The organism is uncultured Flavobacterium sp., assembly GCF_963975005.1.
Classification (GTDB): Bacteria; Bacteroidota; Bacteroidia; order Flavobacteriales; family Flavobacteriaceae; genus Flavobacterium.
In genome coordinates this window covers 1-16,136 of the sequence record NZ_CAXBFR010000062.1, presented here as the reverse complement: position 1 = coordinate 16,136, position 16,136 = coordinate 1, and the positions used below count along the sequence as shown (strand labels likewise).

Below are 16,136 nucleotides of genomic sequence, written 5' to 3'. Positions count from 1 at the left end.
AAAATTTGCGTCAACTTTGTAAGGACTTTCTTCAAATCTATAACCAGCTCTTAAACTAATTTGTTTAATTTTATATTCACCACCAACATTATATGAAATTGTGTTTTTTAAATTTGCACTCATGTTATCATTTAAAGAAGCGTATAATGCATCATTTTTAGGTCTGAATGTTGTTGTGCTGTAATCTTTAGAAGATACATCTACATTAATAAATCCACTACTTCCAAAAATATAAGCAGCACTTCCTGTCCATTTGCTAGGTGTTTTTACATTGTAACTAGGATAAATATTCACAACATTTGGATCAACTACATCTGTATAAGTTCCATTAGCATCAGAATTTACAACAACAAGACGTTGCGATAATTCATCATTTAAAGCATACCATGTAGGTGACTCATAAGCAAGTCCCAATCTAAATTCTTCAGTAACCTTTGCTATTGCTCCTAAGTTTAGAGAAAAACCTCTACCATAAGTGTATAAGTCATTATCAAATTGAATTCTCTTGACAGTTGAACCAGTAGTGTATTCTGGATTATTATTACTTTCATAAACAGAAGAAGACTTTGTGTAATCTGTAAAATGAATGTTTAAATTCATACCCAAAGAAAGAATATCATTATAATTAGCAGCAAAATTTCCAGTTAATTTTCCGTTGTATCCTTTAGATTTAATATAGCTTTCTTGGTAATAATTTCCACCAACAGGAATATTTGTAAAATAATCAACGTTATTTGAATCTGTATCGTCAAAAGCACTTACAATAAAGCCTTGATATCCTAACATTGCTTGTTGGGCACCAAAGCCTAAGCCTCCAGTTTCTCCAAGATAATTGTATAGGCTACTTACTGATTCTCCGGGTTGTGTTTGTAAATATTCTAATTGATAACCCTGAGCAGCATCTGAAAAATAATTACCTATTGAATTGTTGGGATTGGTTCCTTTTGAAAATAGTTGATTATTAAAGTTATTTGTATTTTCATAATTGATTGCAAAACTTAATTTTTTCCAATCACTGTTTTTATCTGTATTATCAAAAACAAAAACAGCTCCAATTTGATTTAAGTCTAACTTAAAATCATTTTCACTAGATCTTGAGCCAAAATAAGTAGAATTATTTTTTTGGTTAAAACCAGAAACTGTAGCACTAAACGTATTGTATTTAAAGACAACAGAACCAGCAGGATTGATATTGATAGCAGATAAATCTCCACCAATTGCTCCCATTGAACCACTCATTGCTCTAAATCTAGCTGTTCCATTTAAATCTTCAACAGCATATCTAAGTGCATCACTTGGTGTTGTTTCTTGCGAAAGGCCAATAAATGATGTTCCTAGTAATAAGGATAAGAATATTTTTTTCATAGTATTTTTTTCTTTTTTCTTAATCAATTAATTTTAACCGCGACCTCCACGACCACCGCCACCACCTGATGAACGTCCACCACCAGAACTTCCACCAGAAGAACCACCTGATGATCTACTTCCGCCAAAACTTCCGCCCGAATTACTACTTCTAGGAGTTGAACTACTTCGTGGTGTTGTAGTTGTTCTCGGAGATGTTGTTGTTCTAGGACTATTTATACTTCTTGGAGAAGTTGTGCTTCTTGGCGAAGTTGTTCTTGGACTTGTAGTAGTATTTCTAGGAGAGTTGTTTGTGTTTATGGAAGAAGATCTTGTTCTTGGACTTCTTACAGTAGAATTTCCTATTTGATTGTTTCTTCCGGTAACAGTTGCTGTTCTTCCAGAACTTCTTCCAGAATTAGCCGGATTATATCTACTCATTCCTCTGGTACCAGCATTGTATGATACATTTCCTCGATAATTTCCTCCAAAGAAATTGTTGTAACCATAATATGGGTTATAGCCCCAATTATTAAAGCCGTAACCATATCCATAATAAGGATTATACCAATTATTCCAACCATAGTTAAAGCCTAATCCCCAAGTGTTCCCAAAATAGAATCCATTATTCCATCCTGGACCATACCAAGAATTATAGCCATAACCCCAGTTATTCCAGCCGTTATTATAGAAGTTAACATTTACTTGATCTGTATTGTTTCCCCATCCGGCATAACTTCTTTCTACAACGTATACAGTATCAGTCTCATTTGAAGTGTATGAATCTACATCAGTAAAATATTCAGTTTCCTCAAATTCATCTTGCATATCCTTAAATTTGTCAACGTAGACATTATTTGGTTGCACTTGAGTGTAGGTTTGAGTTTCATCTAGTGTGGTTTCTCTTTTTGATGAACTGTAAATTCCATCATTATCTTCATAGGAAGAATTCTTGAAAGAACCACATGAAGTTATACCAATCGATACTAAACTTAGGAGCAACAATCGGTAGTTTTTAATTGAAGTTTGGTAAATAGTTTTCATAATAGCAAGTTTTTATTGTTGGACATCACAAAAATAGTTAGTTTTGTCGAATATTTTAGTTAAAATTTATATAAGAAATAGTAACAATTTTTATGCCAATTCACTAGTAATGAGTAAAAACTTAACAAAAAGAACAGAAGATTATTCTAAATGGTACAACGAATTAGTTGTAAAAGCCGATTTAGCAGAGAATTCAGGAGTAAGAGGATGTATGGTAATTAAACCATATGGTTATGCAATATGGGAAAAAATGCAAGCCGAATTAGATAGGATGTTTAAAGAAACAGGTCATCAAAATGCCTATTTTCCTCTTTTTGTTCCCAAAAGTATGTTTGAAGCAGAGGAAAAAAATGCCGAAGGATTTGCAAAGGAATGTGCTATTGTAACTCATTATCGTTTAAAAAATGATGAAGACAATCCTGGAAAATTAAAAGTTGATGAAAATGCTAAATTAGAAGAAGAGCTAATCGTTCGTCCAACTAGTGAAGCAATAATCTGGTCAACATATAAAGGATGGGTTCAGTCTTATAGGGATTTACCTCTACTAATTAATCAATGGGCAAATGTTGTTCGTTGGGAAATGCGTACACGTTTGTTTTTAAGAACTGCTGAGTTCTTATGGCAAGAAGGGCATACAGCTCATGCTACAAAACAAGAAGCTATAGAGGAATCTGAAAAAATGATGAATGTTTATGCTGATTTTTCAGAAAGATTTATGGCAATTCCAGTAATAAAAGGGTTAAAAACTGAAACAGAACGTTTTGCAGGTGCAGAAGAAACTTATTGTATTGAAGCATTAATGCAAGATGGAAAAGCGCTTCAAGCAGGAACTTCTCATTTTTTAGGTCAAAATTTTGCCAAAGCTTTTGATGTAAAATTTGCAAATGCAGAAGGAAAACAAGAATACGTTTGGGGGACTTCTTGGGGTGTTTCTACGCGTTTGATGGGTGCTCTAGTTATGACGCATTCAGATGATTTGGGTTTGGTGTTACCTCCAAATTTAGCTCCAATTCAAGTTGTAATTGTGCCTATTTTTAAAACAGATGAGGAATTTGAAAGAATTTCAGTTGTTGTAAATGATTTAGTAGCTCAATTTAAAAAACTGAACATATCTGTTAAGTTTGATAATAGAACGACACATAAGCCAGGATTTAAGTTTGCTGAATGGGAATTGAAAGGTGTTCCAGTTCGAATTGCGGTTGGTCCAAAAGATTTAGAAAATAAAACTTTCGAAATTGCAAGAAGAGATACTTTAACTAAAGAAATTATCGCTCAAGAAGGAGTTGTAGGTTATATTTCTGAATTATTAGAGACAATTCAATCTGATTTATTTAATAAAGCTTTAAAATATAGAGACACGCATATAACTGAGGTTCAGAATTTTGAAGAATTTAAAGATGTTTTAGAAAATAAAGCTGGTTTTGTGTCGGCACATTGGGATGGAACGGCAGAAACTGAAGAGAAAATTAAGGAATTAACTAAGGCAACTATCAGATGTATCCCTTTAGATGGTGCTATTGAAGAAGGAAAATGTGTTTTAACTGGTTCAAAATCAGAGCGTAGAGTTTTATTTGCAAAAGCATATTAAAAAATAATAAATTTCTGTTGCGAAAATAAAAAATAGTTGTATTTTTGCATCCGCAATACAGAAATATTGGCCCGTTCGTCTATCGGTTAGGACGCATGGTTTTCATCCATGTAAGAGGGGTTCGATTCCCCTACGGGCTACAAATATTGAAATTACAGAATTAATGGCCCGTTCGTCTATCGGTTAGGACGCATGGTTTTCATCCATGTAAGAGGGGTTCGATTCCCCTACGGGCTACAATTAGTTGTAAATAAGTTTTGTAAAATAAAAGGTAGTGTCTCTGTTTTTTATTTTATTAGTTAAAACCAAAGTGATTGTTTTACAATTGTGGGAGGTTTTTCTTTTTTAACTAGTAGTTTATAAATAATTATTACAATTAAATTAAAAAAAAATGGCAAATCACAAGTCAGCATTAAAGAGAATTAGAACAAGCGAGAAGAAAAGAGTAATCAACAAATATCAGCATAAGACTACGCGTAATGCTATTAAAGCAATTCGTATGGCTACTGATAAAGCTGATGCAACAATAAAATTGAACGAAGTATTTTCAATGATTGATAAATTAGCTAAAAAGAATATTATTCATTCTAATAAAGCTTCAAACTTAAAATCTAAGTTAACTAAATATGTAGCTTCCTTATAAGAATTTACAAATTTTAATTATTAAAAGCCCTCTTTTGAGGGCTTTTTTTATGGGATTAAGTTAAGAAATAGTAAATATATGTAAAGTAATGCATTGGTTCGTATTTTATTACAAAATAAGTATTACCTTTGCACCACTAAAAAAATAAGATGGAATCTATCAGAAACATTGCAATTATTGCACACGTTGACCACGGTAAAACTACTTTGGTTGATAAAATTATGTATCACTGTCAATTATTTCGTGATAACGAAAACACAGGTGATTTAATATTAGATAACAATGATTTAGAGCGTGAAAGAGGAATTACAATTACCTCTAAAAACGTTTCTGTACAATACAAAGGAACAAAAATCAACATTATTGATACACCGGGTCACGCGGATTTTGGTGGAGAAGTAGAACGTGTATTAAACATGGCTGATGGTGTGTGTCTTTTAGTAGATGCTTTTGAAGGGCCAATGCCTCAAACGCGTTTCGTATTACAAAAAGCTATTGACTTAGGATTAAAGCCTTGTGTTGTAATCAATAAAGTAGATAAAGAAAACTGTACTCCTGAAGAAGTTCATGAAAAAGTTTTTGACTTAATGTTTGAATTAGGTGCAGAAGAATGGCAATTGGATTTTCCAACTGTTTATGGTTCTGCTAAAAACAACTGGATGTCTGACCATTGGGAAAACATAACTGATAATGTTGAAGCATTATTAGATATGGTTATTGAAAATGTACCAGCTCCTAAAGTTTCTGAAGGAACGCCTCAAATGCTAATTACATCTTTAGACTTTTCAAGTTTTACAGGTCGTATTGCAATTGGACGTCTTGAAAGAGGTGTTTTAAAAGAAGGAATGCCAATCTCATTAGTAAAAAGAGATGGTACTATAACAAAATCACGTATTAAAGAATTACATACTTTTGAAGGTCTTGGACGTAAAAAAGTACAAGAAGTTATTGCTGGAGATATTTGTGCCATTATTGGTGTAGAAGGTTTTGAAATTGGTGATACTATCGCTGATTTTGAAAATCCAGAAGCGTTAGCTTCTATTGCAATCGATGAGCCTACAATGAGTATGTTGTTTACAATTAACGATTCACCTTTCTTTGGTAAAGAAGGTAAATTTGTAACATCAAGACATATTAGAGATAGACTGACTAAAGAATTAGAGAAAAACTTAGCTATGAAAATGGGTGAGACTGATTCTGCTGATAAATTTATGGTTTTCGGTCGTGGTGTACTTCACTTATCTGTTCTTATTGAAACAATGAGAAGAGAAGGGTATGAGTTACAAATCGGTCAACCACAAGTAATCATTAAAGAAATTGATGGTAAAAAATGTGAACCAATAGAAGAATTAACAATCGATTTACCTGAAAATCTTTCAGGTAGAGCTGTGGAATTTGTTACATTACGTAAAGGTGAAATGCTTTCTATGGAAGGTAAAGGTGAACGTATGATTATTAAATTCAACATTCCATCTCGTGGAATTATTGGATTACGTAATCAATTATTAACTGCAACGGCAGGTGAGGCAATTATGTCACACCGTTACATTGGGTATGAGCCTTTTAAAGGAGCTATTCCTGGACGTAACAATGGTTCGTTAATTTCTATGGAAAACGGGAAAGCAATTCCTTATTCTATTGATAAATTACAAGATAGAGGTAAGTTCTTCGTTGAACCAAATGCTGAAATCTATGAAGGTCAAGTTATTGGTGAAAACTCTCGTTCTGATGATATGTGTATCAACGTAACGAAAGCTAAGAAACAATCTAACGTTCGTTCTTCTGGAAATGATGAAAAAGCAAGAATTATTCCTCCAATTATTTTCTCTTTAGAGGAAGCTTTGGAATACATTCAAAAAGATGAATATGTTGAGGTTACACCAAAATCTATTCGTTTAAGAAAGATCTATTTGACAGAAACAGACAGAAAACGTTTCAAAATATAATTAAATTATTAAAATGTCTCACTTTTTTAGTGGGACATTTTTTATATATGCCTATTTTTGCATTTCAACACAATTACTATGTATCGTTTATTAATTCGTCCCATTTTATTTAAGTTTGATCCAGAAAAAGTACATTACTTTACCTTTTCTTTAATTCGTTTTTTACATAAGATTCCTTTTATAGGAACACTTATCAATTCGTATTACGAAGTGAAAAGTCCAAAATTAGAAAGAGAAGTTTTCGGATTAAAATTCAAAAACCCAGTGGGTTTAGCAGCAGGTTTTGATAAAGACGCTAAATTATACCAAGAATTATCTAATTTCGGATTCGGATTTATTGAAATCGGAACCTTAACTCCAAAACCTCAAGACGGAAATCCTAAAAAAAGACTTTTTAGACTGCAAGAGGATTCAGCTATTATCAATCGGATGGGGTTTAATAACGGTGGTGTTGAAGAAGCAATTGTTCGACTTAAAAAGAACCACGGAGTTCTTATTGGTGGAAACATTGGAAAAAACAAAATCACTCCAAACGAAAATGCGGTCAATGATTACGTTATTTGTTTTGAAGCTTTGTTTGATTACGTAGATTATTTTGTTGTGAATGTAAGTTCGCCAAATACACCAAATTTAAGAGAACTTCAAGAAAAAGAACCTTTGAAAGCTTTATTGAATACTTTACAAATTCTTAATTTAAAGAAAGATAAACCAAAACCAATTCTTCTAAAAATTGCTCCAGATTTAACCAACGAACAATTACTAGATATTATTGAAATTGTAAATGAAACTAAAATAGCAGGAGTCATTGCATCAAATACAACCATTTCTCGTGATGGATTAGAATCAGCAAACAAATCAGAAACGGGAGGATTATCAGGTAAACCTTTGACTAATCGTTCAACTGAAGTAATTCGTTTTCTTTCGGAAAAAGGCAATAAATCATTTCCAATTATTGGAGTAGGAGGAATACATTCTGCAAAAGATGCTTTAGAGAAATTAGACGCTGGTGCAAGTTTAGTACAATTGTATACAGGTTTTATTTATGAAGGACCAAAATTGATTAAAAAAATCAATAAAGCTTTGCTTAAGAAAAGCTAATTCGTGTTCCAAATTCAACAACCAAACCAGCTAAAATTGCGATTCCAAAACTTAATAAGGTTCCAATAAGAACATATTCTGTAAGTTTTCGATCTTTTGCTTCTTTCAAATCACCAAATCTAAAGATTGATTTTGCAGCTAATAAGAAGCCAATAGCTTCAAAATGATTGGTTATAATAAAGCAAAATACAAATAAACGTTCCAAAATACCAATATAATTTCCTGCATTTTGTAATGAATTATCTTCTTTGTTCTTACTTTCGGGTGTCCAAATAGAAATAATATTTTTTATAATTATCGAAGTTGGTTTCGTCAATAAAACAATTCCGGTTATAAATATCCAAATGGTACTGTCTAGGTTTTTGAAATCTATAGAAGTGTCATTGTAAATCAAAACAATTATAAAAATCATCAATAAATGCAATAGTTGATCTACTGAAAACCAAATTCGTTTCGTTTTTTTCTTTTGAAATTTTAGTTTTATTAAGTCAATAATTCCGTGTGAAACGGCTAATATGATTCCATAAATAATAAAATCAATTTCTGCTACAAAAAGCAATACTAATGCTAAATGTAAAGTAGTATGTAAATATAAATAGATGCTTTTTTGCTTCTTTTTTTCTTTATCATTTACCCATTTGTTAGGTTGCAATAGAAAATCACCAATCAAATGTGCTAATAAAAGTTTTGCGAATAATATCATATCTCAAGCATTTTTAATTTTTCAGCAAAAGCCGAATTAATCTCTAGCAATAGATCAAAATTAGCTCTTTTTCGTCTTCTACTAACTGCAGCTTGATTGATGCCTAATTTTGAACCAATTTCTTCTTGTGAAAGTTTAGGGTTTTGAATAGTAATCAATACAAATTCAGCTGATTGTGCTAACCAATTGTCCATAAAAGATAAACCCAATCGCAATATTAGATTCATTTCTTTATCAAAAATTTTGTTAGAACTGTGAATCGATAAAGTAGTTTTGTTTTTCTTTAAATTTTCAAATCCAATACCTGAATTTATAAATGCACTTCCATTACTTTCAGAAATTTTCTTTGTTTTGTATGTTTTATCACCAAAACCAATACTCATTCGAGCATCTAATTTGATACTTCGCAAATACGCTTTTATTTGAAACGCAACCAATAAAGCTTCTTCACAGTTCTTTACTTCCAATTGAAATTCATCTCCACGATAAACCTCCCAATCCATTGGTGTTTTGCCAAATTGTAGAAAAAGTTTCTTCAACTCTTCTAACCAATTTTCCGATTTTGCTCTGCGTGAACCTTTTACGTCACCTGTAATTATGCAATTCATATATCAAATCTATAAAATACTTTTTAATTTACAAAACATATTACCAAAAAATGTAATATTATTAATTATTACCAATATATGTAATATTTATAATTATTACTTAAAAACGTAATATAATGTTTTTTTTTATCAGTCAAATTCTTCTTATCTTAGCACTTTAAAAGCAAATCATTGAATCCACAAGTTAAAATAATCGAATGTCCAAGAGATGCTATGCAAGGCATCAAAGCATTTATTCCTACTGAGAAAAAAGTACAATACATACAAGCTTTATTGCGTGTAGGTTATGACACAATTGATTTTGGAAGCTTTGTTTCTCCAAAGGCAATTCCGCAAATGGTTGATACTGCTGAAGTTTTAGCAAAATTAGATTTGTCTCAAACGCAAAGTAAACTTTTAGCAATAATTGCTAATACAAGAGGTGCAGAAATGGCGGCAGAACATAAAGAAATTCAATATTTAGGGTTTCCTTTTTCAATTTCAGAGAATTTTCAAATGAGAAATACTCACAAGACCATTGCTGAATCCATCGTAACTTTAAGTGAAATTCTTGAAATTGCTGATAAAAATAATAAAGAAGTTGTAGCTTATTTATCAATGGGTTTTGGAAATCCTTATGGTGATCCTTGGAATGTGGAAATCGTAGGAGAATGGACCGAAAAAATGGATAAAATGGGTGTAAAAATCCTTTCACTTTCCGATACAGTTGGAACTTCAAATCCAGAAATGATTGATTATTTGTTTTCTAACTTAATTCCAAAGTATCCAAACATTGAATTTGGAGCGCATTTACATACAACTCCGGATAAATGGCACGAAAAAGTAGATGCAGCTTACAAAGCAGGTTGTCATCGTTTTGATGGAGCCATTCAAGGTTTTGGGGGTTGTCCAATGGCAGCAGATGACTTAACAGGAAATATGCCAACAGAAAAATTATTATCGTATTTCACAGCAGCAAAAGTAGATACCAATTGCCACGCAATGAGTTTTGAAAGTTCTTATAATGAAGCTTTGAAGCTTTTCACACAGTATCATTAATTAGTAATTGGCTTTTGAAAAATGATTTTCATTTCAATACTAGTCAAAAAACTGATAACTAATAACTAAAAACTAAAAATTTTTCACTAGATTTGCTTGCAATTTAACTACTACAACTGAATTGCACAATGAACGCACACACAACAAAGATCATCGGAGAAGGACTTACTTATGATGATGTACTATTAGTTCCTAATTACTCAGAAGTTTTACCACGAGAAGTTAGCATTAAATCAAAATTTTCTAGAAATATTACACTTAATACTCCAATTGTATCTGCAGCTATGGATACGGTTACTGAAAGTGCAATGGCAATTGCTATGGCTCAAGAAGGTGGAATTGGTGTTTTGCATAAAAATATGTCAATCGAAAAACAAGCAGCCGAAGTTCGTAAAGTAAAACGTGCTGAATCTGGAATGATAATCGATCCTGTAACTTTACTTTTAACAGCTACAGTTGGTGATGCCAAAAGAGCTATGAAAGAACATGGTATTGGTGGAATTCCGGTTGTGGATGAAAACATGACTTTAAAAGGAATTGTTACGAACAGAGATTTGCGTTTTGAACGTAGAAATGATCGTCCAATTACAGAAGTGATGACCTCTGAAAATTTAGTAACGGCAAAAGAAGGTACAACTTTGCAACAAGCCGAAGAAATTCTTCAAGATCATAAAATTGAAAAACTATTAGTCGTTGCTGAAAATAATAAATTAGCTGGATTAATTACGTTTAGAGATATTACAAAACTGACTCAAAAACCAAACGCTAATAAAGACCAATATGGACGTTTACGTGTGGCTGCTGCTCTTGGAGTAACGGCTGATGCTGTAGAACGTGCAACGGCTTTAGTAAACGCAGGTGTTGATGCAGTAATTATCGATACAGCTCACGGACATACAAAAGGAGTGGTAGATGTTTTAAAATTAGTTAAAGCTTCTTTTCCTGATTTGGATGTTGTGGTTGGAAACATTGCAACACCTGAAGCCGCTAAATATTTAGTTGAAAACGGTGCAGATGGTGTGAAAGTTGGAATTGGACCTGGTTCAATTTGTACAACTCGTGTTGTGGCTGGAGTTGGGTTTCCTCAATTTTCTGCGGTGATTGAAGTAGCTGCTGCTATAAAAGGTAGTGGTGTTCCAGTTATTGCTGATGGTGGAATTCGTTACACAGGTGATATTCCAAAAGCGATTGCTGCTGGTGCTGATTGTGTGATGTTAGGCTCTTTATTAGCTGGAACAAAAGAATCTCCAGGGGAAACGATTATTTTTGAAGGAAGAAAATTCAAGTCATATAGAGGAATGGGTTCTATTGAAGCTATGGAAGATGGTTCAAAAGATCGTTATTTTCAAGATGTGGAAGATGATGTTAAGAAATTAGTTCCAGAAGGAATTGTAGGTCGCGTACCTTATAAAGGAGAATTAAACGAAAGCATGCAACAATTTGTAGGTGGTTTAAAAGCCGGAATGGGGTATTGTGGTTCAAAAGATATTGCTACGTTACAAGATACTGGAAGATTCGTAAGAATTACAGCTAGTGGAATAGGGGAAAGCCATCCTCATAATGTTACAATTACTAAAGAAGCACCGAACTATTCAAGATAATTTAAGTTTTTAAATAACTAAATGGCTCGATTTAAAGAAAACGATTTACCCAAATCAAAAATCAACGCAAGTACTTTAAGTAAAGCGGCTCTTATTTTTAAATATGCTGATACTCATAAATGGAAATTTTATGTGGGTCTGGTTTTTCTACTTTTAACAGGTGGAACAGCCTTGGCTTTCCCAAAGTTATTAGGAATGTTGGTAGATTGTGTGAACAATAAAGACTTAGTCAAAGCTAAAAACATCGCTTTAGGATTAATGGTAATTTTATTATTGCAATCCTTTTTTTCGTTTTTTAGATTATCGTTGTTTATTAATTTTACCGAAAATACCTTAGCTTTATATAGTAATTTGATTAAATTACCCATGACTTTCTTCTCGCAAAAAAGAGTAGGAGAATTGAATAGTCGAATCAGTTCAGATATTACTCAAATTCAAGATACTTTAACGACAACTATTGCTGAATTTTTAAGACAATTTATTTTAATTATTGGAGGCGTTATTTTTCTAGCGACTATAAGTCTAAAGCTAACTTTAATGATGCTTTGCATTGTTCCTGTTGTTGCGGTTGCAGCTGTTATTTTTGGTCGATTTATTAGAAAATTTTCTAAAGCTGTTCAAGATCAAGTAGCCGAAAGTCAGGTTATTGTGGAAGAAACGATGCAAGGAATTTCTAATGTAAAAGCGTTTGCTAACGAATGGTACGAAATTGCCCGCTACAGAGGAAAAATTAATGAAGTTGTAAAATTAGCCATCAAAGGAGGAATTTATCGAGGTTATTTTGCTTCATTCATCATTTTTTGTTTGTTCGGAGCTATTGTAGTGGTGGTTTGGTATGGTGTTGTTTTGTGTATTGAAGGAGAAATAAAAGGAATTGGAGAATTAATTTCTTTCGTATTATACTCAACTTTTATTGGAGCTTCTTTTGGAGGAATTGCCGAATTGTACGCACAAATTCAAAAAGCCGTTGGAGCAACAGAACGAGTTTTTGAACTTTTAGATGAAGTTCCTGAAAAAATAAATGCTACTCAAAATCATTCTACTCAAAAAATAAAAGGTACGGTAAGATTTAAAAATGTAGGTTTTTCCTATCCATCAAGACCAGAAATTGAGGTGTTGAAAGACGTAAACTTTGAAGCAGGTTTTGGTCAAAAAATTGCTATTGTTGGCCCAAGTGGTGCAGGAAAATCGACTATTTCTTCTCTTTTACTGCGTTTTTATGATATTGATAAAGGAAAAATTTTGATTGATGACAAGAACATCTACGATTATGATTTAGAAAATCTTAGAGGAAATATGAGTATTGTTCCACAAGATGTAATTCTTTTTGGAGGAAGTATTCGAGAAAATATAACTTACGGAAAACCTGATGCTTCTGAAGAAGAAATAGTACTTGCAGCCAAACAAGCCAACGCTTATGACTTTATAAATGGTTTTCCTGAAAAATTGGATACACTAGTTGGAGAAAGAGGAATAAAACTTTCTGGTGGACAAAGACAACGTATAGCCATTGCTCGTGCTTTGTTAAAAAACCCAAGTATTTTAATTTTAGACGAAGCTACTTCTTCATTAGACAGTGAAAGTGAAAAGTTAGTGCAAGAAGCTTTAGAGAATTTAATGAAAGGCCGAACTAGCATTATCATTGCGCACCGACTTTCAACAATTAGAAGTGCTGATGCCATTTTGGTTTTAAACGATGGAAAAATAGTAGAACAAGGAACACACAAAGAATTACTCGAAATTGAAAAAGGAATTTATAAGAATTTGAGTAATTTGCAGTTTAGTGAATACTAGGGTTTACTTGACGGTTTTTAGTTGAATACTAATTACAAAATTATTCTTTCAAACAACTACCTCTAGGTTGATCATTTTCTTGTAATACAATATCAGAATGTAAAAATTGTGCGGCTTCGGCTGAGTCTTTTACTTTTTTGGCACTTCGCTTTAGCATTTCGGTTTCAAAATCCGTTAAGATGCTTTTTCTGATTCCAGCTTCTTTCCAATTTGAAAATGGACCACAACCTATGTAAATTCCTCGTGCTAAAGAAAGTGCATCTAATAGCGCTTGGTTGGCTCCTTGTCCTTTAAAAGGACTCATAGGATGTGCTGCATCACCAATTAAGGTTGTTTGTTTTCCTTTTGCTAATAATTCGGGATTCAATACTTCTCGGTCATACACAGGGTAACCCGAAACTTGTGTCGCTTTAGTAGCTTTTACAATTTGTGGAATAGGTGAGTGCCACTGGGTTCTTTTACAAGCTTCTTCTTTTAAGGCTTCATAACCTCTGGCACTTAAGGCTTTTGCTTCTTCTTCTGCCATTGGAAAACTCAATTGCCACATCACAGAATTAGCATCATAAGGCATAATGTAAATTCGTTCATTACCATTTCCTGTCTGAAAAACTGTTGCTGAATCTAACAATGAACTATCAACACCTTCAAGAGCTGATAAAGGACAAATTCCCAATATCACAATACAATCTAAATAACGTAAAGGAGTAATTTTATCACCAATTAATAAGTTTCGCACAGCACTTCTAATGCCATCAGCACCAACTACTAAATCGGCTTTGGTGTTTTTTAGAATTCCGTTTACTTGAAAACTTAAGTCAAAAGATTTAACTTCATTTTCTTTAAAATCAACTAATTGATGGTTCCATTGCACAGCATCATTTCCTCCAAGTTGTTCCAACAAAGCCAAACGTATGGATTGTCTAGCAATATGAATGTTGGTCTTTTTTGGAGTTTTTTTAGGTTCAGATTGCATCCATTTTCGCATTCCCCATTCACCCACGACTTTTCCTTCTGAAGTATGCACCAAATGTCTTGTCGAAACGACACCTTCAACTAACGAAAAAATCCCAAATCCTTCTATAGCTTTACTGGCTTGTTGTAAGGTTAGACCATAACCTTGTGAACGAGCTTCAAAGTTGGCATCACGTTCATAAAGTGTAAAAGGAATGCCACGATGTAAACAAGCAACTGCTAAAGCTACACCACCAATTCCACCACCAATAATGGCAACATTTGGATAATTTTCTGAATCTGGAATAGGACGATTGTCACTTAGAATCAATCCAGAACCTGAACAATTTAAGCAAGAACTTAAATGTGCTTTTGGTTTAATTGGAGCAATTCCTTGCTTATCCGATTTTTCAAAAGCTTCTAGTTCTTTTTGGAAATTTAAACGTACTTTCTTTTTAAGCTTCTGGCTTTTTTTGCCTCGACCTTTACATTCGGGACAAATGGTCCAATTAGCTTTTTTGTTGGGTGCGTTTTTCATTTATGTTTTAAAATTTTGACCACAAATTCGCAAATTTTTTAAACAATTGAAATAATTTGCGAATTTGTGGTTAGTATTTATTTTTTAACTACATATTTTAATCTTGTTAAACAAGATTGTTAATTTTTCTTAATTTAATTACTCGAAAAATAAAGCAATCTTTTTTCGATCTCCAACCACCCAAACAATATCATTTTTACTTAAAATAAAATTTGATTCGGGGTTTAATATTCTTCTTCCGTTGTGTTCAACTCCAACAACTAAACCTTTTGTTTTTTCTCTTAACTCAGCTTCTCTAATGGTTCTTCCTATGAAATTTTGGTGCTCTAATTCAAATTGTTGTAATACTATATCAGCATCTTCTTCTTCAATAATTTTTACTTCGTGTTTCTTTAAATAATCTCCAAATTCTTTGACTTGAACATCTGTTCCAATGACAAAAATTTCATCACTTGGATAGAGCTTTTCGTACTTAGTTGGCATATTAATGTGCAAATTTCCACGTTTTATATAAGCAATATTGATTCCTATAACTTCTCTAATTTTGATTTCTTCCAAAGGTTTTCCTACCAAATCAGATTCAGGTACAATTAGAAATTTTGCCAAGTGACCATCCCAAGGTGATAAGTTATTTCGATTTATTTTCTTAACGGAAAGTTCTCTTTGGTTGTAATTTTTGATAAATCGATTTTCAATTTTTAAATAAAGTCTATTGATTTTTTTAGGGAACAACATGATAATTACCACAGAAATCACAAAAGCCAAAACAGCAATTCCAGGTGAAAGAAAGTTGTTTAACATCATTCCAATAAAGAATAAACCAATAACCATTCTTAGGAATATCAGCACTAAAATTGGGCCATGATGTTTTTTGTTTTTTAATAATTCTTCTACTTCCGTTGTTGCAATTCTACGCAAGGATACAGCCCACAAAAAAGGAGCAATAATGATGAATGTTATAGCAGCTGTTACGATATTTCCATAGCTATAATCATCCATTAAAGGCATTAAATACCTTTTCGACATTTGAATGATTGCAAACAAAATAATTGAGTGAATTAAAACTTGAAAAATATATTCTTTTATAGCTTTTCTCCAAGTACTAACTGTTTTTATAGCTTGTGCATTGGCACTATAAATTTCAATTCTTTTAACCCATCTTTTAGGTAATTTTTTTTCAACAAAACCAGCAACTGGTGTTGCATATTTGATCATATAAGGAGTTGTAAATGCTGTGACT

At 32.5% G+C, this 16,136-nt stretch carries 13 protein-coding genes and 2 tRNA genes; 9 read left to right on the top strand and 6 right to left on the bottom strand.

Annotated elements, in window-relative coordinates:
• Together AACZ53_RS08905 and AACZ53_RS08900 are read right to left on the bottom strand one after the other, a co-directional pair.
• A partial coding sequence (locus tag AACZ53_RS08905) for a transporter (RefSeq protein WP_339837267.1) occupies positions 1-1,365 on the bottom strand: 1,365 nt, incomplete at its 3' end.
• A 33-nt stretch (positions 1,366-1,398) separates the two neighbouring features.
• The gene (locus AACZ53_RS08900; RefSeq protein ID WP_339837265.1) at positions 1,399-2,388 is read right to left on the bottom strand and encodes a hypothetical protein; all 990 of its coding nucleotides are present in this window, start codon (positions 2,386-2,388) and stop codon (positions 1,399-1,401) included.
• 109 nt (positions 2,389-2,497) lie between these two features.
• On the opposite strand from AACZ53_RS08900, the gene proS reads away from it, so the two are divergent.
• From proS to AACZ53_RS08870, 6 genes are all read left to right on the top strand, one after another.
• Positions 2,498-3,976, top strand: a complete 1,479-nt coding sequence (gene proS, locus AACZ53_RS08895; RefSeq protein ID WP_339837263.1) for a proline--tRNA ligase — start codon at positions 2,498-2,500, stop codon at positions 3,974-3,976.
• Positions 3,977-4,044: 68 nt separating this feature from the next.
• A tRNA-Glu gene (locus AACZ53_RS08890) sits at positions 4,045-4,116 on the top strand.
• A gap of 25 nt (positions 4,117-4,141) precedes the next feature.
• Positions 4,142-4,213, top strand: a tRNA-Glu gene (locus tag AACZ53_RS08885).
• Between the two features lie 154 nt (positions 4,214-4,367).
• Complete coding sequence (rpsT, locus tag AACZ53_RS08880; RefSeq protein ID WP_339837260.1) at positions 4,368-4,619, top strand: 30S ribosomal protein S20; 252 nt, start codon at positions 4,368-4,370, stop codon at positions 4,617-4,619.
• A 149-nt stretch (positions 4,620-4,768) separates the two neighbouring features.
• Positions 4,769-6,565: a translational GTPase TypA gene (typA, locus tag AACZ53_RS08875; RefSeq protein ID WP_339837257.1), complete on the top strand. Its 1,797-nt coding sequence runs from the start codon at positions 4,769-4,771 to the stop codon at positions 6,563-6,565.
• A gap of 78 nt (positions 6,566-6,643) precedes the next feature.
• Entirely contained in the window at positions 6,644-7,663 is a 1,020-nt protein-coding gene (locus AACZ53_RS08870; RefSeq protein ID WP_339837255.1) for a quinone-dependent dihydroorotate dehydrogenase, read from the top strand.
• Here the strand turns inward: AACZ53_RS08870 and AACZ53_RS08865 are convergent.
• On the bottom strand, positions 7,650-8,366 hold the full coding sequence (locus tag AACZ53_RS08865) for a DUF3307 domain-containing protein (protein WP_339837253.1): 717 nt from the start codon (positions 8,364-8,366) through the stop codon (positions 7,650-7,652). The genes AACZ53_RS08870 and AACZ53_RS08865 overlap by 14 nt on opposite strands.
• Positions 8,363-8,974: a hypothetical protein gene (locus tag AACZ53_RS08860; RefSeq protein ID WP_339837251.1), complete on the bottom strand. Its 612-nt coding sequence runs from the start codon at positions 8,972-8,974 to the stop codon at positions 8,363-8,365. Before AACZ53_RS08860 ends, AACZ53_RS08865 begins: the two co-directional genes overlap by 4 nt.
• Positions 8,975-9,145: 171 nt before the next feature.
• Here AACZ53_RS08860 and AACZ53_RS08855 point away from each other — a divergent pair, with 171 nt between their 5' ends.
• From AACZ53_RS08855 to AACZ53_RS08845, 3 genes are all read left to right on the top strand, one after another.
• A complete protein-coding gene (locus tag AACZ53_RS08855; RefSeq protein ID WP_339837248.1) occupies positions 9,146-10,012 on the top strand; it encodes a hydroxymethylglutaryl-CoA lyase in 867 nt (288 codons plus the stop codon).
• 128 nt (positions 10,013-10,140) lie between these two features.
• Complete coding sequence (gene guaB, locus AACZ53_RS08850) at positions 10,141-11,613, top strand: IMP dehydrogenase (protein WP_339837246.1); 1,473 nt, start codon at positions 10,141-10,143, stop codon at positions 11,611-11,613.
• Between the two features lie 21 nt (positions 11,614-11,634).
• Positions 11,635-13,407, top strand: coding sequence for an ABC transporter transmembrane domain-containing protein (locus tag AACZ53_RS08845; RefSeq protein WP_339837244.1), 1,773 nt, complete (start codon positions 11,635-11,637; stop codon positions 13,405-13,407).
• A gap of 40 nt (positions 13,408-13,447) precedes the next feature.
• On the opposite strand, the gene AACZ53_RS08840 is transcribed toward AACZ53_RS08845, so the two are convergent.
• Together AACZ53_RS08840 and AACZ53_RS08835 are read right to left on the bottom strand one after the other, a co-directional pair.
• Positions 13,448-14,896, bottom strand: a complete 1,449-nt coding sequence (locus AACZ53_RS08840; protein WP_339837242.1) for an NAD(P)/FAD-dependent oxidoreductase — start codon at positions 14,894-14,896, stop codon at positions 13,448-13,450.
• A 138-nt stretch (positions 14,897-15,034) separates the two neighbouring features.
• Positions 15,035-16,136: TrkA C-terminal domain-containing protein (locus tag AACZ53_RS08835; RefSeq protein WP_339837240.1), on the bottom strand; the 1,102-nt coding region annotated here is incomplete at its 5' end.